The sequence below is a fragment of the Candidatus Igneacidithiobacillus taiwanensis genome, assembly GCF_031962545.1.
GTDB classification, from domain to species: domain Bacteria; phylum Pseudomonadota; class Gammaproteobacteria; order Acidithiobacillales; family Acidithiobacillaceae; genus Igneacidithiobacillus; species Igneacidithiobacillus taiwanensis.
Map to the genome: position 1 here is coordinate 1 of NZ_JAVRKK010000216.1, position 2662 is coordinate 2662.

Consider the following 2662-nt stretch of genomic DNA (forward strand, 5'->3'; position numbering starts at 1 on the left):
GGCGCAAGAAAAGTATCGGCGTGCACGATATCGAGGAAATGGTGGCAAAGATGGCACGCATTCCGGGTAAGTCGGTTTCCGTCGACGACCGCAGCGCCCTGAAGAATCTCGAGCGCGATCTCGGGCTGGTGATTTTCGGCCAGGATCGCGCCATCCGCGAACTGAGCGCCGCCATCAAACTCTCCCGCGCCGGCCTGCGTCATCAGGAAAAACCCATCGGCTCTTTCCTCTTTTCTGGTCCTACCGGGGTGGGCAAAACCGAACTCACCCGGCAGCTCGCACATCTGCTCGGTATTCCCCTGATCCGCTTCGATATGAGCGAGTACCTGGAGCGGCACAGCGTTGCTCGTCTCATCGGTGCCCCGCCGGGCTACGTGGGCTACGACCAGTCCGGTCTGCTCAGTGATGCCATCCTCAAGCATCCGCACGCCGTGCTCCTCCTCGACGAGATCGAGAAGGCGCACCCGGATATCTTCAACGTGCTCCTGCAGGTCATGGACCATGGCAAACTCACCGATGCCAGTGGTCGACAAGTGGATTTCCGCCAGGTCATTCTGGTCATGACCACCAATGCCGGGGCCGAAGAACAAGCGCGCTCGGCCATTGGTTTCATCCAGCGTGGGGGCGAAGCCGGTAAAGAGATGGAAAGCATCCGCCGAGTCTTCTCGCCGGAATTCCGCAACCGGCTCGATGCCATCGTGCCCTTTTCACCCCTCGGGCGGGAAGACATCCTGCATGTGGTCGACAAGTTCCTCATGGAACTCGACGAGCAACTGCTGCAGAAGGGCTACAGCCTCGAGATCAGTGCCGCGCTACGGCAGTGGCTGGCCAAGAAGGGCTACGATCCGCTCATGGGGGCACGCCCAATGGCGCGCCTGATTCAGGAAGAACTCAAGAAACCCTTGGCAGAGCATATTCTCTTCAGCGACCTACCCAAGGGCACGCAGATTCGCGCCGATCTCGAGGGCGACAAGGTGGTGCTGCGCCTACCGGAGACCGCGCCCGCCTAACGACGCCAGTAAGCCGCAAGCAGGCGCGCCTCCGGCACCTGCTCGAGGATGGCGGCGGGAATTTCCACCGTCAGCCCCGGGCGCGGCCGCACACTCACCCAAAGCAGGTTCATGCGCAGGTTGAGATCGGCAAAGACTACCCAGCGTTGGTAGCGCTGCAGCACGCCGCCAATGGCCTGCAAGGTCTGCAGTTGCTGGGTTTGGTTGCGACGGCGCAGGCCGGGAAAAAGCATACGGAAATCGGCAAGGAGTTGGCCGTATTCGTCGCGGCTCGGCACTCGCTGCCATAGGGGACCATCGGCGGCAAAACCGGGCGCACTGGTAAGCGCCGGCAGCCCCGCCCGGGGGACGAGAATCGTCCCCGGAATGGCGGTATCAGGCCCCGAAGCGGGCAACATCCTTCTCGATGATGGCGCGAGCTGCGTCCACCCCAGACCAATCCTTGAGCTTGACCCACTTGCCCGGTTCCAGATCTTTGTAGTGCTCAAAGAAATGGCGCACCTGATCGAGCAAGGATTGCGGTAGATCCTTGACGTCACGAATCTGTTCATAGCCAGGCGCGATCTTGGGATGCGGCACGGCAATGATCTTCATGTCGATGCCGCTCTCGTCTTCCATGGTCAAGACCCCTACCGGCCGCGCCCGCAACACCGAGCCCGGCGCCACCGGCTGCGGCGCCAGTACCAAGACATCGGTGGGGTCACCATCGTCGGAAAGGGTATTGGGGATGAAGCCGTAATTCAGGGGATACTGCATCGAGGTGAAGAGAAAGCGATCGACAAAAACCGCCTCGGAAGCCTTGTCGACTTCATATTTGATATTGGAGCCCTGGGGAATCTCGATCACGACGTGGATGTCGTCGGGCAGGGCCTTGCCGGCGGGGATTTCTTTGAGCTTCATGCAGAACACTCCTCATGGTGGGAAAAAATTGCGCGCACGCGGGCGAGATCGCCGGGGGTATCGACCCCAATCGGGGCCTCGATCTCTGCGCAGCATACCCGAATGGGCAGGCCACGTTCGAGTATGCGCAGTTGTTCGAGGGACTCGAGCTCCTCCAGGGGCGAGCGCGGCCAACGCGCATAGTCGCGCAGAAAACCAGCACGGTAGGCGTAAAGACCGAGGTGCCGCCAATGCCGCCCGGGGGCTAGAACGGCATCGGCGGCGAGGGGATAGCGGTCGCGATCCCAGGGGATGGGCGCCCGGGAAAAATACAGGGCATGGCCCGCGGCATCGAGGACCACTTTGACGGCGTGGGGATCGCAAAGCTCTGCCCAGTTGCGCAGAGGTACCGCTGCCGTTGCCACCGACAGTTGCGGGTCGGCGGCAAGGGCGGCCGCCACGCTCTGCAACAAGGAAGCCGGCATTTGCGGTTCATCGCCTTGCAGGTTGACGACGATTTCTTCCTCTCCAAGGCCGAGGATCTCCACCGCCTCCGCCAGCCGCTCGCTGCCACAGCTATGCCGGGCATCGGTCTGCACCGCCTCCCCCCCATGGGCGCGGACGGTGGCGAGGATTTCGGCATCGTCTGCCGCCACCACCACCCGCGCAGCCCCACTCGCCAGGGCCGCGCGCCGCACCCGTTCGATCATCGGCAACCCGGCAATCGGCAGAAGGACTTTCCCCGGCAGGCGGGAGGAGGCCAAACGCGCCGG

General features: G+C 62.7%; 4 protein-coding genes. 1 reads left to right on the plus strand and 3 read right to left on the minus strand.

Features of this window, described 5'->3' with window-relative positions; all coding sequences use genetic code 11:
* A partial coding sequence (locus RTI30_RS13870) for an AAA family ATPase (protein ID WP_312284092.1) occupies positions 1-1010 on the plus strand: 1010 nt, incomplete at its 5' end.
* On the opposite strand, the gene RTI30_RS13875 is transcribed toward RTI30_RS13870, so the two are convergent.
* The 3 genes from RTI30_RS13875 to kdsB all read right to left on the minus strand — a co-directional run.
* A complete protein-coding gene (locus RTI30_RS13875) occupies positions 1007-1408 on the minus strand; it encodes a hypothetical protein (protein WP_312284093.1) in 402 nt (133 codons plus the stop codon). The genes RTI30_RS13870 and RTI30_RS13875 overlap by 4 nt on opposite strands.
* Positions 1386-1910 (minus strand): inorganic diphosphatase, encoded by a 525-nt coding sequence (gene ppa / locus RTI30_RS13880; RefSeq protein ID WP_312274793.1) that lies wholly within the window; start codon positions 1908-1910, stop codon positions 1386-1388. Before ppa ends, RTI30_RS13875 begins: the two co-directional genes overlap by 23 nt.
* On the minus strand, positions 1907-2662 hold a 756-nt coding region (gene kdsB, locus RTI30_RS13885; protein WP_312284094.1), incomplete at its 5' end, for a 3-deoxy-manno-octulosonate cytidylyltransferase. The genes ppa and kdsB, both read right to left, overlap by 4 nt.

Excerpts from the sequence above, each read along its gene's own strand:
- RTI30_RS13875 (WP_312284093.1), bottom strand. The coding sequence starts at position 1,408 with ATGTTGCCCGCTTCGGGGCCTGATACCGCCATTCCGGGGACGATTCTC.
- ppa (WP_312274793.1), bottom strand. The coding sequence starts at position 1,910 with ATGAAGCTCAAAGAAATCCCCGCCGGCAAGGCCCTGCCCGACGACATC.